This is a genomic window from Duganella sp. OV510, assembly GCF_900100205.1.
Classification (GTDB): Bacteria; Pseudomonadota; Gammaproteobacteria; order Burkholderiales; family Burkholderiaceae_D; genus Rugamonas.
Genome location: NZ_FNEQ01000009.1, coordinates 304,785 through 321,997, shown reverse-complemented (window position 1 = coordinate 321,997; position 17,213 = coordinate 304,785). Strand labels below are relative to the sequence as shown.

15 protein-coding genes and 1 riboswitch are annotated in these 17,213 nt (G+C 63.6%); of the genes, 10 read left to right on the top strand and 5 right to left on the bottom strand.

The window, feature by feature from the left end:
* Positions 1-126: 126 nt before the first annotated feature.
* Entirely contained in the window at positions 127-2,052 is a 1,926-nt protein-coding gene (locus tag BLS51_RS23105; protein ID WP_090189317.1) for a sensor histidine kinase, read from the bottom strand.
* Positions 2,052-2,744, bottom strand: coding sequence for a response regulator transcription factor (locus BLS51_RS23100; protein ID WP_090189319.1), 693 nt, complete (start codon positions 2,742-2,744; stop codon positions 2,052-2,054). Before BLS51_RS23100 ends, BLS51_RS23105 begins: the two co-directional genes overlap by 1 nt.
* A 128-nt stretch (positions 2,745-2,872) precedes the next feature.
* Here BLS51_RS23100 and BLS51_RS23095 point away from each other — a divergent pair, with 128 nt between their 5' ends.
* Genes BLS51_RS23095 through BLS51_RS23085 form a run of 3 tightly spaced genes read left to right on the top strand, consistent with a single transcriptional unit; the run spans position 2,873 to position 6,726 of the window.
* Entirely contained in the window at positions 2,873-3,529 is a 657-nt protein-coding gene (locus BLS51_RS23095) for a hypothetical protein (protein WP_090189321.1), read from the top strand.
* Positions 3,530-3,563: 34 nt separating this feature from the next.
* Positions 3,564-5,933, top strand: coding sequence for a DNA polymerase II (locus BLS51_RS23090; RefSeq protein ID WP_090189323.1), 2,370 nt, complete (start codon positions 3,564-3,566; stop codon positions 5,931-5,933).
* A gap of 10 nt (positions 5,934-5,943) precedes the next feature.
* The gene (locus BLS51_RS23085) at positions 5,944-6,726 is read left to right on the top strand and encodes an isocitrate lyase/PEP mutase family protein (protein WP_090189325.1); all 783 of its coding nucleotides are present in this window, start codon (positions 5,944-5,946) and stop codon (positions 6,724-6,726) included.
* On the opposite strand, the gene BLS51_RS23080 is transcribed toward BLS51_RS23085, so the two are convergent.
* On the bottom strand, positions 6,716-7,084 hold the full coding sequence (locus BLS51_RS23080) for a DoxX family protein (RefSeq protein ID WP_090189328.1): 369 nt from the start codon (positions 7,082-7,084) through the stop codon (positions 6,716-6,718). The genes BLS51_RS23085 and BLS51_RS23080 overlap by 11 nt on opposite strands.
* Before the next feature lie 103 nt (positions 7,085-7,187).
* Here BLS51_RS23080 and BLS51_RS23075 point away from each other — a divergent pair, with 103 nt between their 5' ends.
* From BLS51_RS23075 to BLS51_RS23055, 5 genes are all read left to right on the top strand, one after another.
* A complete protein-coding gene (locus BLS51_RS23075; protein ID WP_090189330.1) occupies positions 7,188-8,075 on the top strand; it encodes a LysR family transcriptional regulator in 888 nt (295 codons plus the stop codon).
* Positions 8,076-8,141: 66 nt separating this feature from the next.
* Positions 8,142-8,429: an alpha/beta fold hydrolase gene (locus BLS51_RS23070; RefSeq protein WP_229207705.1), complete on the top strand. Its 288-nt coding sequence runs from the start codon at positions 8,142-8,144 to the stop codon at positions 8,427-8,429.
* 62 nt (positions 8,430-8,491) lie between these two features.
* Positions 8,492-8,839 (top strand): hypothetical protein, encoded by a 348-nt coding sequence (locus tag BLS51_RS23065; RefSeq protein WP_090189334.1) that lies wholly within the window; start codon positions 8,492-8,494, stop codon positions 8,837-8,839.
* 65 nt (positions 8,840-8,904) lie between these two features.
* Positions 8,905-10,611, top strand: coding sequence for a glycoside hydrolase family 9 protein (locus BLS51_RS23060; RefSeq protein ID WP_229207706.1), 1,707 nt, complete (start codon positions 8,905-8,907; stop codon positions 10,609-10,611).
* Positions 10,612-10,875: 264 nt separating this feature from the next.
* Entirely contained in the window at positions 10,876-11,709 is an 834-nt protein-coding gene (locus BLS51_RS23055; protein ID WP_217636481.1) for an alpha/beta fold hydrolase, read from the top strand.
* Positions 11,710-11,734: 25 nt separating this feature from the next.
* Here the strand turns inward: BLS51_RS23055 and BLS51_RS23050 are convergent, their stop codons facing one another.
* Positions 11,735-12,901: a mandelate racemase/muconate lactonizing enzyme family protein gene (locus tag BLS51_RS23050; protein WP_090189338.1), complete on the bottom strand. Its 1,167-nt coding sequence runs from the start codon at positions 12,899-12,901 to the stop codon at positions 11,735-11,737.
* 87 nt (positions 12,902-12,988) lie between these two features.
* On the opposite strand from BLS51_RS23050, the gene BLS51_RS23045 reads away from it, so the two are divergent.
* The gene (locus BLS51_RS23045) at positions 12,989-13,882 is read left to right on the top strand and encodes a LysR family transcriptional regulator (protein WP_090189340.1); all 894 of its coding nucleotides are present in this window, start codon (positions 12,989-12,991) and stop codon (positions 13,880-13,882) included.
* Here BLS51_RS23045 and BLS51_RS23040 read toward each other — a convergent pair.
* The gene (locus tag BLS51_RS23040; protein WP_090189342.1) at positions 13,872-14,663 is read right to left on the bottom strand and encodes a HoxN/HupN/NixA family nickel/cobalt transporter; all 792 of its coding nucleotides are present in this window, start codon (positions 14,661-14,663) and stop codon (positions 13,872-13,874) included. The genes BLS51_RS23045 and BLS51_RS23040 overlap by 11 nt on opposite strands.
* 97 nt (positions 14,664-14,760) lie before the next feature.
* Positions 14,761-14,980, top strand: a riboswitch (cobalamin riboswitch).
* 137 nt (positions 14,981-15,117) lie between these two features.
* Here BLS51_RS23040 and BLS51_RS23035 point away from each other — a divergent pair.
* On the top strand, positions 15,118-17,211 hold the full coding sequence (locus BLS51_RS23035; RefSeq protein WP_175472661.1) for a TonB-dependent receptor: 2,094 nt from the start codon (positions 15,118-15,120) through the stop codon (positions 17,209-17,211).
* The last annotated feature ends 2 nt before the right edge of the window (positions 17,212-17,213 follow it).

The following is a 17,213-nucleotide window of genomic DNA, read 5'->3' as shown; positions in this document are numbered from 1 at the left end:
ATGCATGAAAGCGGTGGGTAAAGTTAAGTTTTGTTGGTCGCACAACAAGTCTAACTTTTCTTCACCGCTTTCTCATTTCTAGATGCATTTCACAGCAATCCGTGAAGAGCCTTTTTTTTGCCTGGTTTATTTGCGTTCCAGCGGCAGCCACAGCGTGAACAGCGTGCCGGCAGGATTCGACTGCCAGCTGATCTTGCCGTCTACCGAGGCGGCGCGGCGTTGCTGGTTTTGCAGACCGCGACCGCCACCCTGGCTGAGTGCTTGCGCCACATTGAAGCCGCAGCCGTTGTCGGCGATATGCACTTGCACGCCATCGGCGCCGGCGGTGGTGCCGACGCGGATTTCGGTGGCGCGCGTGTGGCGCAGGATGTTGGCGATACTTTCCTGCACAATCCGCAGGATGTGCAGCGCGCTGGAAGGATTCAGCCACGGCAGCGCCGGCAGCTCGCGCACTTCCCACAGCAGTTGCACGCCGCTGCCCTCCAGCCGGGGCTCCAGGCGGAAGCGCAGCGTGGCCAGCAACAGCAGCAGGTCGGCCTCCACCGGCTCCATCGAATCGATGGTCAGCTTGAGGTCATCCAGACAATCTTTCAGGATTTGCGACACGCGTATGTCGCTGATATTGCCGCGCTCCACCGAGCGGATCGCGCTGATCAGCGACGAACCGAGGCCGTCGTGCATGTCCTGCATCAGCCGCTGGCGCTCGTCGCTGATGGTCTGGCGCAGCGCGATGGCGCGCAGGCGCTGGTGGCTTTCCTCCAGTTCCGCCTCGCGCGCCTTCAGCCGTTCGGCCAGGCTGGCATTGACCCGTTCGACCTCGGCGATTGCATCCACATAGCGGCGGTACATCAGGATGCCGAAGGTGACGAAGCACACCGCCGGCGCATACGCGCCCAGATACCAGCCTTCGGCGCTGATGACATTGTTTTGCAGCAGCCAGTCGGTAATGCCCATGGCGGTGCAGGCGAACAGGCCATACACCACCAGCCGCCCCTCGGACGAATGGCGCCAGGCGCAGACACCGCCGACCACGCAGGCCACCAGGCTCATTGCTGCGGCGACCGGGTAGATCAGCGGCGTCATGGTCGGCATGTTTGGCAGCACCGCCAGGAATGGCAAGGTCAGCACGCCGATCAGCAGCGTGGTTGCCACCAACGCGCGGGTCAGCCAGCGCAGCGGACGCTGGTGCAGCTGGCACAGGAAGAAATGCACCGCCAGCACCAGCCAGAACAGCGAGTTGACCGTCAGCCAGGCAAACCAGTCGTTTTCGATCGGCAGGTCGACATAGAAATGCAGACCGCGCAGGAAGGCGGTGGCGGACAGGTTGAAGAACAGCAGGTAGGCGATTTCATGCTGGCGCCGCAGCCAGACGAATAAGGCAAATACGCCGACCGCCATGAAGGCGGCGCTGAGCATGGCCGGCAGCTGTTGTTGCAGCCACAGCCGCACCTGATAGGCGGGACGTAGCGCGTCGGCCGCTCCCAGCCGTAGCGACGCCACAGCCGTCTGCGATGCATCGCTGTGCTCCAGCCGCAGCAGGATCTCGCGCACCGGCGGCGCGCCGACGCTGCTGTCGATGGTCAACCATAGCGGCGTGCGGGTGCTGTTCCACGACGGCCCGCGCTGCTGCGCGTGGTGCGCCAGCCGGCCGTTGATATAGACGGCGATGGTGCCGTCGGTCTTGACGCGGGCGCTGTACAGCGCCAGGTGGCGGTTTTCGGCCGGCATGCTGTCCAGCGCTACCTTGAGCCAGGTCACGCGCACCTGCCGTGGCGCATCGTCAGCGCCGGAGCGCGCCTGGCGCAGCAGCGCGATCGACGGGTTAAACGGCAGCGGCACCAGCTGCCAGGCGCGCGGCAGGGCGGCGCTGTCGACTTCCGCTGGCGGCAGCGTGTAGCCGCTGGCGACGGTTTCCTGCCAGCCGGCCTGGCTCAGCCGCAATGGCGCGCCGGCGCTGCCATCGTTTTCCAGGTATAGAAAGGCTGCCGCGATCAGGACGGCGACCGAGAACAGCAGCAACAGCCTGGCCAGCAGCCGGGACAGGCGCTCCATCAGGACAACAGGCCCTGGGTGCGCGCCTCGTAAATGGCTTCGGCCTTGGAGCTGACTTTCAGCTTGCTGTAGATGCGGCGCACAAAAGTGCGGATGGTGAAGTGCGACAGTGCCATCAGGCCGGCGATCTCGTGCACGCTGAAGCCCTTGGTGATGTAGTCCAGCACTTCTTTCTCGCGCTGCGACAGCAACGGCGGCGCGTCGGCGGCCATCGCCGCAGCGGCGGCGGGCGCCTCGGCCGGCGTGTTGCGGAAGCGCGCCAGCACCTGGCGCGCGATGATCGGGCTGATCGGGCTGCCGCCGCTGGCCAGGCTGCGGATCTCGTCGCTCATCCTCGCCGGCGAGCTGTCCTTCAGCAGGTAGCCGGCCGCGCCGGCTTCGATCGAGCGCATCACATGGGTTTCATCGCCAAAGTTGGTGCTGACCATGATGCTGCAGCTGGGCCACAGGCGCGCGGCGGCGCGGATTACTTCGATGCCCGAGCCATCCGGCAGACCGAGATCGACCAGCAGCACGTCGGCGGGCGGGCCGGACAGCAGCGCCAGGCCGGCCGCCTGGGTGCCGGCGCTGCCGATCAGTTGCATGTCGGCGCTATCCTGCACCGCCAGGCTGAGGGCGGTGCCGAAATCCGGATCGTCTTCGACAAAGGCGACGTGGATGCGCTGGGGCGTGGAGGGGAGGGTATGCGTCATGCGGTCATTCTACGCGTTTCGCCCTGCCGCCAAGGGAAACCGGGGGGCTTTGTAGCACATTTGTGCTACATACAAGGTGCCGGATAGCAACATACAATCGGTGCCGTTAATAGCCGTATTACCATCCCATGCACCTCCAAGACAACCTGTCGCAGCGCGTCCTGCGGCGTCCCATGCTGGAGCTGTCCCTGACCGGCCAGCCGCGCTCCTGGCGGGTGCGTGAGCATTTGTACCGCTGCAGCGGCTACGGCCGCGCGCGCTGGGGCATGGACCTGCACGCGGTGATGGAAACGATCGAACGCGAACATCCGAAGGCGCAGGCGTCGCTGCGCCACGACTATGACCGCCTGACCGGCGGGCAGCGGCTGGAGCTGACGCTGCCCAGCCTGCCGCCCGGCCCCGGCCCGGCGCGGCTGCACTACCTGTTCGATGCCGAATATGGCGTGCTGAGCGAGGTGCACCTGCATTGGATCAGCGGTGGCGATCCGTCGCACGAGCAGCGCCTGCCGCTGGTGCAGGCGGCCACGCGGCTGGCGGGCGAGCTGATGAGCTATCGCTGGTCCGGCCTTTCGACGCTGCGTGGCGCGGTGCGCGGTCCCGGTTCGCTGCTGCTGTTCTCCGGCCGCGACGAGGACGGCGCCAGCGTAGAAATCAGCCTGGATGGCGTCGCTTTCGATGTCGAACGCCCGGGCGCGCCCGGCCAGCCGGAACATCGCCCGGCGCCACGCGGCCCAGCGGCCTTGCGCCTGGCCTACCGCGCCGGAGGATGGCTCAAAACAGAATAGTGTTGGCTGTATGCGCATACAGTATAATTCTGGCATGACGCATACCGCACAAACCGGCTTTATCCTGACCCGTCACTGGCGCGACACGCCCAGCGGCACGGAGATCGATTTCTGGCTGGCGACCGACGCCGGCCCGAGGAAAGTCCGCCTCACCGCACAGACGTCGGTGGCGTTTGCCGAGGCCGCGTTGCGTGAAACGATCCAGGCGCAGATCGTGCCGGATGCCGGTATCGAACTGCGCGAGCTGCAACTCAAGACCTTTCAGCAGCAGCCGGTGGTTGGCGTCTACGCCTCGCGCTACAAGCAGCTGACCGCGCTGGAGCGTAGCCTGCGCGATCACGGCATCAAGCTGTACGAGGCCGACATCCGCCCGCCCGAGCGTTACCTGATGGAGCGTTTCATCACCGCCAGCGTGCAGACCGAAGGCGGGCACGCCAGCGGCGCCGTCATCCACAACTGCAAGCTCAAGCCGGCACCGGACTACCGCCCGACGCTGAAGATGGTGTCACTGGACATCGAAACCAGCGCCTACGAAGACCTGTATTCGATCGCGCTGGAAGGCTGTGGCCAGCGCCAGGTGTACATGCTGGGCGAAGCGCCGGCCGATGCGCCCGAAGTGGACTTCGACCTGGAATACCTGGCCACGCCGCGCCAGCTGATCGAACGCCTCAACGCCTGGATGGCGCGCCATGACCCGGATGTCATCATCGGCTGGAACGTGGTGCAGTTCGACTTGCGCGTACTGCAAAAAAACGCCGACAAGTACAAGGTGCCGCTGGCGCTGGGGCGCGAAGGCAAGGGCATCGAATGGCGCGAGCATCCGGGCAAGCAGGGCTATCTGTTTGCGCCGCTGCCGGGCCGCATTATCCTCGACGGCATCGACGCCCTGAAGGCAGCCTCCTGGATGTTTCCCTCGTTCAGCCTGGAGAATGTAGCGCAGTCCATGCTCGGCGAGGGCAAGGAAATCGGCAACGACTACGACAAGATGGCGGAAATCGAACGCCGCTTTCATCACGACAAGCCGGCGCTGGCCATCTACAACCTGAAGGACTGCGAGCTGGTCACGCGCATCTTCGCCAAGGCCAATCTGCTGGCTTTCATGATCGAGCGCGCCACGGTGACCGGGCTGGCGGCCGACCACCTGGGTGGCTCGATCGCCGCCTTCAACCACCACTACCTGCCGCGCATGCACCGCGAAGGCTATGTGGCGCCAAATGTCGGTGATATCAGCGGCGGCGCCTCGCCGGGCGGATTCGTTATCGACTCCAAGCCGGGGTTGTACGATTCGGTGGTGGTGCTGGACTACAAAAGCCTGTATCCGTCGATCATCCGTACCTTCCTGGTCGACCCGGTTGGCCTGGTTGAAGGCGAGATTGCAGCCGATCCCGCCGATGTGGTGGAAGGCGTCAACGGCACCGTGTTTTCGCGCGAGAAGCACTGTCTGCCGGCCATCACCACCGATATCTGGAAGCAGCGCGACGCCGCCAAGCGCGCTAAAAACGAACCACTGTCGACCGCGCTGAAGCTGCTGATGAATTCCTTCTGCGGCGTGCTGGGCGCCAGCGAATGCCGCTTCTTCAATCCACGGCTGGTGTCGTCGGTGACGCTGCGCGGCCACCAGATGCTGAAGCAGACGCGCGAGCTGGTGGAGGCAAAAGGCTACGACGTCATCTACGGCGACACCGACTCCATCTTCATCTGGCTGAAAAAGGAATACCCGAACGAGGAAGCGCTGGCCATCGGCCACGGCCTGGCGGAATACATCAACCACTGGTGGCGCAGCATGCTGAAGGAAAAGCATGGCCTTGAATGCCATCTCGAAATCGAGTTCGACACGCACTACCAGAAGTTCTTCATGCCGACCATTCGTGGCACCGACATGGGCAGCAAGAAGCGCTACGCCGGCCTGGCGGTCAACGCCAAGGGCGACGAGGAAGTCATCTACCGTGGCCTGGAAGTGGCGCGCAGCGACTGGACGCCGCTGGCGCAGCAGTTCCAGCAAGGCCTGTTCACCCGCATCTTCAAGGACGAGCCGTATCAGGATTACGTGCGCGAGTATGCCGAGAAAACGCTGTCGGGCGACCATGATGCGCTGCTGGTCTACCGCAAGCGCCTGCGCCAGCCACTGGACGAATACAAGGTCAACGTGCCGCCGCAAGTGCGCGCCGCGCGCATCGCTGACGAATACAATCAGTCGCAACGGCGTCCGCTGCGTTACCAGAACGGCGGCTGGATCAGCTACATCATGACCACCGGCGGCCCGGAGCCGCTGGAAGTGGTGCGTTCGCACATCGACTACGAGCATTACCTGACCAAGCAACTGCAGCCGATCGCCGATTCGATCCTGCTGCCGATGAACGACAGTTTCAACAGCCTGACCACGGCGCAAGCCAGCCTTTTCTAATGGAGATCATATGAGCGAGTTCAAGACGCTGCACGACGGCAGCAAACTGCTGCACCTGCCCAACGCCTGGGATGCCGGCAGCGCCCGTCTGTTTGAAAGCCTGGGCGCCAGCGCCATTGCCACCACCAGCGCCGGCGTCGCCTGGGCGCAGGGCTATGCCGACAACGATCACCTGCCGGTCGATAGCGCCGTCGCGGTGGCCGCCAACATCGCCCGCGTGCTGACGGTGCCGCTGTCGGTGGATTTTGAAAATGGCTACGCGTCCGATGCGCAGCAGGTGGCGCGCAATGTGCAGCGGCTGATCGATGTTGGCGTGGCTGGCATCAACCTGGAAGATGGCGGCGATGCGCCATCGCTATTGGCTGACAAGATCCGCGCCATCAAACAGCTGGGCCGCGAGATCTTCATCAATGTACGCACCGATGTCTACCTGAAAGGGCTGGCGCCGGAAGGCGAGCGGGTGGCGGAAGTGCTGAAGCGCGCCGCGTTGTACAAGGAAGCTGGCGCCGACGGCTTGTTCGTGCCGGGCATCTGCAAGGTGGAAGAGATCAGGGAAGTGGTGGCTGGCGCTGGCTTGCCGGTCAACGTCATGGACTGGCCAGGCCTGCCATCCGCCGATGTGTTGCATCAGCTGGGTGTGGCGCGTCTGAGTGCGGGCAGTGGCATCCCGCAGGCCTTGTGGTCGGTCGCCGCCGGCATGGCCCACGGCTTCCTGGATACCGGCAACGCCGGCCCGCTGATCGCCAAGGCCATGCCGTATGGCGATCTGCAGGCCTTGTTCCTCAAGCCTTAGCCTTGTTGCTGTAGAAGGCCACCACTTGCAGCAGGCCGCCGGCCATGGCGATGTTTTTCAGGAAGTTGATCAGCTGGTTCTGGTCGCCAAAGTTGTTGTGGAAGGCCAGCGCCGTCGCCACCGAGAACGCGGCCAGCACGGCGGCCACGATGCGCGCCTTGAAGCCGAAGGCCAGCGCCAGGCCGCCACCCAGTTCCACCGCCACGGCGCCGGCAAAGGCCAGCGTCGCAAATGGCAGGCCGGAGGAGGCGATGTAGCCGATGGTGGCTTCCGGCGCCATCACTTTGCCGATGCCGCTGAAGACGAAGATGGTGGCCAGCAGTACGCGGCCGATGATCGAGATGGTGTTGGTGTTCATGGTGTTGCTCCTAAAAGATTGGTTGGATGGACGTATCTTAGTTTCCTTAGATCCATCTGGATAGCCTATATAATTCGATGGTTGCCATCTAGGGAATCGATACATGCTTGACGCCATGTCCATGGACCAGCTGCGGACCTTTATCGCCGCAGCGGAAGAGGGAAGTTTTTCCGCAGCCGGCCGCAAGCTGCGGCGGGCGCAGTCGGTGGTCAGCGCCACGCTGGCCAATCTGGAACAGCAGGTCGGCTTTGCCTTGTTCGAGCGCACCGGCCGCTATCCGCGCCTGACCGAGGGCGGCGCCGCGCTGCTGGAGCAGGCGCGCATTGCTGTCGACGGCATGAACGCCTTCAAGGCGCGCGCCCGCACGCTGGCCGAAGGGCAGGAGCCGGAACTGGCGGTGGCGGTGGACGTCATGTTCCCGATCGCCACGCTGACGTCGGCGGTGCAGGCGTTTCAGCAGGAGTTCCCCGACACGCCGATCCGGCTGTTTGTCGAAGCGCTGGGCGCCGTGGCGCAGCCGCTGCTGGACGGCCACTGCCGGGTGGCCATCATCGGCTCGCTGCCGGAGATACCGGCCGATTGCGCTTCCGAATTCCTGCTGACGGTGGACGCGGTGGCCGTGGCCGCGCCACAACATCCGCTGGCGCTGCGCAAGGGCAAGATCACCCATCAGCAGGCCGGCCAGCATGTGCAGCTGGTGCTAACCGACCGCTCGACGCTGACGGCCGGCCGCAACTTCGGCGTCATGGCCAAACAGACCTGGCGCCTGGCCGACCTGGGCGCCAAGCATGCGTTTCTCAAGGCTGGCCTGGGCTGGGGCCACATGCCGCTGCACATGGTGGAGGACGACCTGCGCGCCGGCCGCCTGGTGCGCCTGAATGTCGCCGTCCATCCCAATCTGGGCGGCGGCTTCTCGATGCACGCGATCCACCGCAAGGATCATCCTCCCGGCCCGGCGGGGCGCTGGTTCGTCAACTGCCTGAAACAGTAGCGATAGATATGGTGCGTGTTTCCTGCTTAGCGGCACGTATAAGATGTTCCGTGTCACTATTACGTGGTGCGTTTCATCCATGACGAGGCGTGGCTGTATTTTCCCTTGCTGCGCGCCGCGCTGGAAATGGAACCTTTCATCGCCTTCGGCCACAGCGTCGGCGGCTGCATGGCGGCCGCATGCGCGGCCATGTATCCCGATGCTGGTGTGGCGCTGATCACCATGTCCGCGCAAGCCTGGGTGGACCAGGGCGCCGCTCCGCCTCGCGCCGCAAGAGCCGCACGCACTGCCGCACCAGCGTACGCAGCCGCCGCTAATGCGGGCACATTTGAGCCAGCACACCATGCAGCGTGACGGCCGCATGGCATTGGTCGAGCTTGCTTGACAGTCAAGCGTGCCAGCGAGAGCATAAAGCCATGAGCACGCAAACCGATCTCACCGCCGCCGCACTTGAAGAACTCACGCTCAGCGTGAGAGTCATCGAGTCCAACTACGTCACCAAGGAAGAGTTGGCGATACTTAGCGGCAAGGTCGACGTACTCGCTGGTAAGGTGGACGCGATGCCAGGGCAGATTGAGCTCGCGCTCAAGCGATACATCGACCTACGTCTGGAACAGGCGTTCAAGGCCCACACCGAAATGATGTACCGTACCTTCGCCACCAAGGAGGAGGTAGCCAATGCTGTTTATCAGCTCACCTGGCGCATGGCTGCATTTGGCAGCGTGCTGCTCAGCGCCGGCTTTGCCTTCGCACGTTATCTTTGAGGTTGATCTCCCGAGCAAAATACGCCATCATGTTTTGAAAACGATTTCAAAACAAAGGAAGAGACGTGAGACAAAACCTGTTGCTGCTGGCGCTGGCCGGCATGGGCGCGCACGGCGTGACCATCGCCGACGACATCAAACTTAATCAACTCGGCTTTCTACCGGGCGCTGCGAAGGTAGCAGTGGTGCCGGATGGCACCGCGCGCGACTTCACGGTGGTGGAGGCCGGCAGCGGCAAGGTAGTGCTGAGCGGCGCGCTCGGCCCGGCCGCACGCTCGTCCGACGCCGGCGACACCGTCCGCCTGGCCAGCTTCGCCGCGCTGAACAAGCCAGGCAAATACCAGCTGCGCGTGGCCGGCCTGCCCGACTCGCAACCGTTCGACATCAGCCCCTCAGCCTACCAGGCTGTCAGCGCCGCCGCGCTCAAGGCGTTTTACTTCAACCGCGCCAGCGTCGCCCTGGACGCAAAACACGCCGGTGTTTATGCCCGCGCTGCCGGCCACCCGGATACGCAAGTCCTGATCCACGCCTCGGCCGCCTCGGCCGCACGTCCAGCCGGCGCCGTCATCTCCAGCCCGAAAGGCTGGTACGACGCTGGCGACTACAACAAATACATCGTCAACTCCGGCATCGCCACCTACACCTTGCTGGCCGCCTATGAAGACTTCCCGGCGTTCTTCCAGAAGCAAAACCTCAACATCCCCGAAAGCGGCAACGGCCGGCCCGACATCCTCAAAGAAATCTGGTGGAACCTGGAATGGATGCTGACCATGCAGGACTCTGCCGACGGCGGCGTCTACCACAAGCTGACCAACCTGCGCTTTGACGGCAACGTGATGCCGGACAAGGCCACACAGCCGCGCTATGTGGTGCAAAAGACCACCGCCGCCGCGCTCGACTTCGCCGCTGTCATGGCCACCGCCAGCCGCGTCTACGCGCCATTCGACAAGGCACTGGCAGCGCGCATGCTGACAGCCGCGCAGTCTGCCTGGCGTTGGGCCGAAGCCCATCCGCGCGAGTATTACCAGCAACCCAAGGATGTCGCCACCGGCGAATACGGCGACAAGGATGTCAGCGATGAATTCGTCTGGGCTGCCGCCGAGCTCTACATCACCACCGGCAACGACGATTACTACAAGGCACTGCGCGCACCGGAGCAGGCTGCCATCGTCCCATCGTGGGGCGAGGTGCGCGGACTGGCGTGGATGTCGCTGGCGCGGCATCGCAAGACCTTGAGCGCCGCCGCCGACCAGCAACTGATCGCCAGCCGCATCGATACGCTGGCGCAAAAGCTGACAGATGGCTGGAAACAGTCGGCCTACGGCATTCCGATGCAGACCAGCGACTTCGTCTGGGGCAGCAACGCGGTGGCGCTGAACCAGGCCATGGTGCTGCTGCACGGCTACCGCCTGACCAGCAAGCGCGACTATCTGGACGCCGCGCAAGCCAGCCTCGATTACGTGCTCGGCCGCAACGCTGTCGACACATCCTTCGTTACCGGCTACGGCGCCAGGTCGACACTGCATCCCCACCACCGTCCTTCGGAAGCGGACGGCATCGCCGCGCCGGTGCCCGGCTTCCTGGCGGGTGGTCCGCAACCCGGCCAGCAGGATCAGCATCATTGTCCGCAACCATATCCATCCAGGCTGCCAGCCAAGTCTTACCTGGATCATGAGTGCTCCTACGCCAGCAACGAAATCGCCATCAACTGGAATGCGCCGCTGGTGTATGTCTCCGCCGCGCTGCAAGCGCTGACGCCAGGTTCTCAATAAACGAGGTGGTGGGGGTAGTGATTCACCTCCCGAAGGGGGGATTATCAAGAGTGCGTGCGCAGTGGTTTAATCGCTCTTGAACAATTCACCCCAACTTAGGAGTATCACGTGAGTTCTGATCCAACCTCTTCGGACGTCATTGCCGCGCGCCGCTCGGCCATCATCGGCGGCCTGGGTGCCGTGGCGGCAGCAGCTGTAGGCCTGCCGGCCGCCGCCGCAGGCGCCACCCCATCTTCGACCACACCTCATCACGGAGCATCACAAATGGACAGCGGTTACATCACCGTCAAGGACGGTTCGCAGATTTTCTACAAGGATTGGGGACCGAAGGAAGCGCCGGTCGTTTGGTTCCATCACGGCTGGCCGCTGACTTCGGACGACTGGGATGCGCAGATGATGTTCTTCCTGCAGAACGGCTACCGCGTGATTGCGCATGACCGTCGCGGTCACGGCCGCTCCACCCAGACCGATACCGGCAACGATATGGACACTTACAGCGCCGACGTCGCCACGCTGGTCGCCGCGCTGAAAGTCAAGAAGGCGATCCACGTCGGCCACTCGACCGGCGGCGGCGAAGTGGCGCGCTACGTGCGTCAACACGGCAAGGGCTTGGTCAGCAAAGCTGTGCTGGTCAGCGCAGTGCCACCGATCATGGTGCAATCCGCCACCAATCCGGACGGCGTGCCGCTGAGCGTGTTCGATGACATCCGCAAGGGCACCGCCTTTAACCGCTCGCAGTTCTACATGGACCTGACGATCCCGTTTTACGGCTTCAACCGTCCTGGCGCGAAAGTGTCGGAAGCGGTGCGCAACAACTGGTGGCGCCAGGGCATGATGGGTGGCGTCAAAGCCGCTTACGATTGCATCTTCCAGTTCGCGCAAGTGGACTTCAGCGACGACCTGCGTGCGCTGGATATTCCGGTGCTGGTACTGCACGGTGAAGACGATCAGATCGTCCCGTTTAACAACAGCGGCGCCAAGTCGGTCAAATTGCTGAAGCACGGCAAGCTGATTTCCTATCCAGGCTTCCCGCACGGCATGCCGACCACTCACGCTGACGTCATCAACAAAGACTTGCTGGCCTTCTTCAAGTCCTGATCGTCGTCACGACCTGTGCCGCGCGTCAGGCTGCCAGCTTGACCATTTCGCGGTACAGGTCGGCCTTGCCCTCGAAGCCGATGCCTGGCAATTCAGGCAGCAGGATGTGGCCATTGTCGACCTTGACGCCATCCGGGAAGCCGCCATACGGCTGGAACAGGTCCGGGTAGGATTCATTACCGCCCAGGCCCAGGCCCGCAGCGATATTCAGCGACATCTGGTGGCCGCCATGCGGAATGCAGCGCTTGGCCGACCAGCCGTGCTCGCGCAGCATGTCGAGCGTGCGCAGATATTCCACCAGGCCGTAGCTCAGCGCGCAATCGAACTGCAGCCAGTCGCGGTCGGCGCGCATGCCGCCGTAGCGTATCAGGTTGCGCGCATCCTGCATCGAGAACAGATCCTCGCCGGTGGCCATCGGATTGGCGTAGTAGTTGCGCAGCGTGGCTTGCAGCTCGAAGTCGAGCGGATCACCCGGCTCCTCGTACCAGAACAGGTCGTATTGCGATAGCGCCTTGGCGTACTTGATCGCGGTATCCAGATCGAAGCGGCCGTTGGCGTCCACCGCCAGTTTCTGGCCATCTTGCAGCACGCTCAGGATCGAATCAATGCGGCGCAAATCCTCGTCCAGCGAGGCGCCGCCGATTTTCTTCTTCACCACCGTATAGCCGCGATCGATATAGCTGCGCATTTCATCCTTCAGCTTTTCGTGATCCTGGCCCGGATAGTAATAGCCGCCGGCCGCGTAGACGAAGATATTGCGGTCCGCCTTGCCATTGCCGTAGCGGTCTGCCAGCAGCTGGAACAGCGGCTTGCCCTCGATCTTTGCCACCGCATCCCACACCGCCATGTCGATTGTGCCGATGGCCACCGAGCGTTCGCCGTGGCCGCCCGGTTTTTCGTTGGTGAACATGCAGTTCCAGATCTTGTGCGGATCGAGATTGTTGCCGCTGTCGTCGACCAGACTGGCCGGGTCTGCTTCCAGGATGCGCGGAATGAAGCGCTCGCGCATCAGCGTGCCCTGGCCGTAGCGGCCGTTGGAATTGAAGCCGTAGCCGATCACCGGCTTGCCATCGCGGATGACGTCGGTGACCACCGCCACCAGGCTCAGCGTCATCTTGCTGAAGTCGATATAGGCGTTGCGGATAGGGGAACTGATCGCGACGGTCTTCTCGCGGATTTCTACGATTCTCATGCTGTGCTCCTGATTAAACATGGACACAGCTTACTCTTGAATTGGTGATTTATAATTCACCGTAATTTAAACCATTCTTCACTTTAAATGAAAACCGAAGTGGCGCCGGACCTGCATTTTTTCGTCCTGCTGGCCAAGCTGGGCAGCATGAGCGCCACCGCGCGCGAACTGGGCGTGACGCCGCCGGCCGTCACCAAGCGCCTCAGCCTGCTGGAGCAGCGGCTTGGCGTGCGCCTGGTGAACCGCACCACGCGCCGCATCAGCCTGACCAATGAGGGGGAGCTGTACCTGGCGCAAGCGAGCGAAATCCTTCATCGCATCCGCGATATGGAGGAATCGGTATCGAGTGGTCGCGCCGCGCCGAAAGGGCTGCTGCGGGTGAATGCCACGCCAGGCTTCGGCCGCACGCGCATTGCGCCCATCGTCTCGCGTTTCGCCCACCAGTATCCTGAGGTGGAGGTCGAGCTGCACCTGACCGATCGTCCGATCAGCCTGGTGGAAGAAGCCTACGACCTCGCCATCCGTTTCGGCGAGCTGCCCGACACGCGCCTGACCGCGCGCCGCCTGATGAAGAACCGCCGCTTCCTGTGCGCCTCGCCGGCCTACCTGAAAGAAGCGGGCGAGCCGCAGACACCGCAGGAACTGCATCGCCACCGCTGCATCCTGCACCGCCAGAACGATGATGTCTACGGCACCTGGCGGCTGCACAAGGGTCGCACGGTGGAGCTGGTGAAAGTGCGCGGCGCGGTTTCCAGCAACGATGGCGACATCGTCCTCAACTGGGCGCTGGAAGGGCACGGCATCGTCCAGCGCTCCGAATGGGATGTCGCCAAGTACCTGGAAAGCGGCCGCCTGCGCGAAGTCATGCCCGGCTACACGCTGCCTTCGGCCGATCTCTATCTGTACTACCTGAGCCGGCGCAACCTGCCGGCCAAGATGCGCGCCTTTATCGATTACGTGGTCAAGGAATTCAAGCCTTGACGTGGCGAGGCTGCTGCATCCACGTCCACGCATACAAGGCCATTGTGGTCGCGACCATCGCCATGCCCAGCAGTTGCAGGCCGTTGCCGGCCAGCGTGCAACTGGCGCACAGCTTGGACATCAACAGCTGCAAGCCGCTGACGGTACACAGCGCCACGATAGGCCAGCCGATACGCCGGCGGAATTGCTGTATCGCCTGCTGGCCGGCGCCAGCCGCGATGCGCGCGGTGGCGTAGCCGTCCAGCGCATCGGTGATCGCCATGCCGAGTACGAACGCCCCCGCTACCTGCAACGCATGCCAGTTGCCGGCGCCCAGCGTCGCGGCGGCATATCCCCATGCCATTGCCTGCAACAGGCTTTCCACACCCAGAGCGAACAGCATGCCGATGCCCAGCGCGGTCCGTGGCCGCACATCCGTCAGCGGCGCCAGCATGCGCGCACCGAATGACGGCTTGATGTGCCCCAGGGCCGGCCGTAGCAGGCTGCGGGCGTTCAGCGCGGCCAGCGCCAGCAGCAGTACGCCGGGCAGCCATTCAAGCAGTGTCAGCGCCGCGATCAGGCTGGAGTCCGGTCGCAGCCAGGCCGACAGCAGTTCGGCCAGCGCCACCACCAGCAGCACGATGACGGCGTGGCCAATGGCAAACAACGCGCCCATCCACGGCGCGCTGGCCGGGCGTGCACGCATCGTCAAGCCATCGATGGCGGCCAGGTGATCGGGCGCCAGGCCATGCCGCAAACCCAGCAGCAACGCCAATTCAATTGTCGGAAGCGATTCGGTCATATACAATCCTAAATGCAAGTCAGTTGCGTTAATTATATAGGCTAACCGGCTCGCCCGTGTGTTCTCCATGACAGTCTTAGGGGCATTGAGGTAGAATCCGCTCTCATACGTGAATGGTGCCCTGCGTCTTTTCAGCCGCAGGGTGAAACGGGAAGCCGGTGACGCGCGCGATTTTCATTGCGCGCCAGTCCGGCGCAGCCCCCGCTGCTGTAAGCCTGACGACGCTGACCGAACGCCACTGTGCATCCGCACGGGAAGGCAAGGGCAGCGAAGGATGAGGGCAAGCCAGAAGACCGGCCAGTCACGATTAATGCGCAAAGCCCGGGGTGTGGCTTTTGCCTGTTATTTGTTCGTTGCTGCTTCCGACCTGTCACAACTGTCGCACGCTTTGCCGTGTGCGTGTCCGTTCGTCTGCGCGCCGAATTATTCCAACTATTCAGCACAGAGAAAAATCATGATCCGTTGCCCTTCCTCGCGTCCTCTCGCCACCCTCATCGCCCTGCTGTGCAGCGGCGGCGCTTTCGCCGCCGATGCTGAAGCAGATGTCCTGCCTACCGTCACCGTACAGGGCGCAAGCGCCAATGAAGGGCTGGGACTGGCACGCCAGAACGCCACCGCCAGCCGTCTGAACCTGACGGCGCAGGAACTGCCGGCCAGCGTCGAAGCGCTCAGCGCCGAGACCATGGCGGCGCGTGGCGACCTGCTGGTCAAGGAAGCGATCACCCGCACCACCGGCCTGACCGACATCAGCTCGCCGGGCAATGGCGTGGCGTATTCGGCGCGCGGCTTCACCGGCAGCGGCTCGATCGCCTTGCTGGAGAACGGCCAGCGTCCGCAGGTAGGTTCGGGCACGGCCACCTATCCGGCCGACCCATGGGGTTATGAATACATCGAAGTGCTGCGCGGTCCGGGTTCGATCGTCTACGGCAGCGGCACCACCGGCGCCACCATCAATGCCGTGCGCAAGGCGCCCTCGCGCACCAGTTCCTTCGAGGCGATGGCAGGTGTCGGCGATGGCCAGGCCTTGCGTGCAGGCGTTGGCGCGACCGGCGCACTGGGCGAGAAGGGCGCGTTCCGCGTGGATGCCTATGCCGACCATAGCGACGGCTTCATCGACCGTGGCGATGCGCGTCACGGCAAGCTGCTGACCAGTGTGAATTACGCGCTGACGCCGAACCTCGATCTCGACCTGTCGCTGGACCATCTGGAACAAAAACCGCAACGCTACTTCGGCACGCCGCTGGTCAACGGCCGCCTGTCGCACGCTCTGCGCGACCAGAACTACAACGTCAGCGACGCCGACATTTATTTCGTCGATGACAAGGCGGTGGCGCGCCTGACCTGGCGCTATTCGCCGGCGCTGACCATCAGCAATGAGCTGGCCTACATGAAGGCGCGCCGCAACTGGCGCAACGTCGAGTATTACCACTACGACGCCACCGCCAGCGTGGTCGAGCGCAGCGACTACATCGCCATCCATCACGACCAGGAGCAGACCGGCAACCGCCTGGAGGCGCGCTGGATAGTGGGTGCCAACCGCGTGGTGGCTGGCTGGGAAGCATCGACCATCAACTTCAAGCACACCAATAACTCGCCATACGGTGGCGCATCGGTGGTGGCGCCCACCGGCTTCAATCCCGGCGTGTTCGACAGCCCGGACCCGCTCAAGCCGAACTTCGCCACCGACACCACCACCAGCGCCTTCTACATCGAAGATGCCTACAGCCTGACGCCCGAGCTGCTGTTGCTGGCCGGCCTGCGGCACGACCGCTATTCAGTGGAGCGCGTCAGCCTGCTGGGCGCGGCCGGCTTCACCTCGAAACTGCAATCGAACGCCGCGCGCCTGGGCCTGACGTGGAAGCTGGACCAGGCCACCTCGTTGTACACGCAGGTCAGCAGCGGCAGCGACCCGGTTACCAGCCTGCTGTCGCTGAACCTGGCCAACAGCCGCTACAAGCTGACGTCGTCGCGCCAGGTGGAAGCGGGCATCAAGCAATCGCTGGCCGGCGGCAAGGCCGAATGGACGGCAGCGCTGTACCGCATCAGCAAGGACGACATCATCACGCGCGACCCGGCCAACGCCGCGCTGTCGATCCAGGGCGGTTCGCAGTCGTCGCGCGGCGCCGAAGTGACGGCCAGCGTGGCGCTGAATGCTGCCTGGCGCGTGGACGTCAACGCCGCCTGGACCGACGCCCAGTTCGACCAGCTGATTGAAGGCGGCAATGTCTCGCGTGCCGGCAACCGTCCGACCGACGTGCCGAAGATGTCGTCCAATCTGTGGCTCAACTACCGCGCCGATGGCTGGCGTGGTGCGCTCGGCGCGCGCTATGTCGGCGAACGCTATATCGACAACGCCAACAGCCAGGCACTGCCGGCCTACACCACTTTCGATGCCTCGCTCGGCTGGAATTACAGCCGCAATGTGCTGGTGCAGCTGAACCTGCGCAACCTGGGCAACAAGCTGTATGCCGTCACTTCATACAGCGACAGCCAGTATCTGCTGGGCGATCGCCGTCACGCCGAGCTGACCGTCCAGTGGCGCTACTGATC

Excerpts from the sequence above, each read along its gene's own strand:
- BLS51_RS23100 (WP_090189319.1), bottom strand. The coding sequence starts at position 2,744 with ATGACGCATACCCTCCCCTCCACGCCCCAGCGCATCCACGTCGCCTTT.
- BLS51_RS23065 (WP_090189334.1), top strand. The coding sequence starts at position 8,492 with ATGAGCACGCAAACCGATCTCACCGCCGCCGCACTTGAAGAACTCACG.
- BLS51_RS23050 (WP_090189338.1), bottom strand. The coding sequence starts at position 12,901 with ATGAGAATCGTAGAAATCCGCGAGAAGACCGTCGCGATCAGTTCCCCT.
- BLS51_RS23085 (WP_090189325.1), top strand. The coding sequence starts at position 5,944 with ATGAGCGAGTTCAAGACGCTGCACGACGGCAGCAAACTGCTGCACCTG.
- BLS51_RS23035 (WP_175472661.1), top strand. The coding sequence starts at position 15,118 with ATGATCCGTTGCCCTTCCTCGCGTCCTCTCGCCACCCTCATCGCCCTG.
- BLS51_RS23090 (WP_090189323.1), top strand. The coding sequence starts at position 3,564 with ATGACGCATACCGCACAAACCGGCTTTATCCTGACCCGTCACTGGCGC.
- BLS51_RS23055 (WP_217636481.1), top strand. The coding sequence starts at position 10,876 with ATGGACAGCGGTTACATCACCGTCAAGGACGGTTCGCAGATTTTCTAC.
- BLS51_RS23075 (WP_090189330.1), top strand. The coding sequence starts at position 7,188 with ATGCTTGACGCCATGTCCATGGACCAGCTGCGGACCTTTATCGCCGCA.
- BLS51_RS23080 (WP_090189328.1), bottom strand. The coding sequence starts at position 7,084 with ATGAACACCAACACCATCTCGATCATCGGCCGCGTACTGCTGGCCACC.
- BLS51_RS23095 (WP_090189321.1), top strand. The coding sequence starts at position 2,873 with ATGCACCTCCAAGACAACCTGTCGCAGCGCGTCCTGCGGCGTCCCATG.
- BLS51_RS23040 (WP_090189342.1), bottom strand. The coding sequence starts at position 14,663 with ATGACCGAATCGCTTCCGACAATTGAATTGGCGTTGCTGCTGGGTTTG.
- BLS51_RS23045 (WP_090189340.1), top strand. The coding sequence starts at position 12,989 with ATGAAAACCGAAGTGGCGCCGGACCTGCATTTTTTCGTCCTGCTGGCC.
- BLS51_RS23105 (WP_090189317.1), bottom strand. The coding sequence starts at position 2,052 with ATGGAGCGCCTGTCCCGGCTGCTGGCCAGGCTGTTGCTGCTGTTCTCG.